The following is a 780-nucleotide window of genomic DNA, read 5'->3' as shown; positions in this document are numbered from 1 at the left end:
CCTTCGGGCGGACCCTCCGGGCGTACTGGCCCACCGAGGAAGGCTTCGGCAGCATGGGCCTATATAATAAAGGTGTGGGCGACCTGCAAGCAACCACCGAATACGACGCCTACGACCGCCCCACCAAGGTGACGCTGCCCGACGGGGCGACCACTACGACGGCCTACGCCATCGTTGACCACGACGGCGAACCGATGCTCGAGACGCGCATCACCGATGCGCTGGGCAGGCACGCCGAAAGCTACACCGACAGGAAGGGGCGCAACCGCGAGACGTTGCAGCACGCAGCAAGCGGCGACGTGAGGGTGAAGTACGGCTACGATGCCGTGGGGCAAGTGCTCTCCGTGCATCACCCCAACGGCAAGACGACCGCCTACGAGTACGACCTGCTGGGGCATAAGCTCAAAGTGAACCATCCCGACGCGGGAGAGGTGACCTGCACCTACGACGCCGCGGGCAACCTGCTCACCAAGCTCACGGCGGAACTGAAGAAGACCATCTCCGACAAGGCGGCAATCTCCTACACCTACGACTACGAACGGCTGAGCGAGGTGCTCTACCCCAAGAACCTCTTCAACCGCGTGACCTACACCTACGGCAAGCCCGGCGCCAAGTACAACCGCGCGGGCAGGCTCGTGCTGGTGGAGGACGCCTCGGGCGGCGAGGCCTACTACTACGGCAGCCAGGGCGAGGTGGTGAAGACGGTGCGCTCGGTGATGGTGAGCCAGGCCGACGTGCGCACCTACGTACACGCGGCAACGTACGACAGCCACAACCGCG

At 64.6% G+C, this 780-nt stretch carries 1 pseudogene; it reads left to right on the top strand.

Features of this window, described 5'->3' with window-relative positions:
• A pseudogene (locus HMPREF0670_RS15120) lies at positions 1-780 on the top strand (RHS repeat domain-containing protein); the annotation flags it as partial.

The organism is Prevotella sp. oral taxon 317 str. F0108 (assembly GCF_000162415.1).
GTDB classification, from domain to species: domain Bacteria; phylum Bacteroidota; class Bacteroidia; order Bacteroidales; family Bacteroidaceae; genus Prevotella; species Prevotella conceptionensis.
This window is presented reverse-complemented; position numbering and strand designations above follow the sequence as displayed.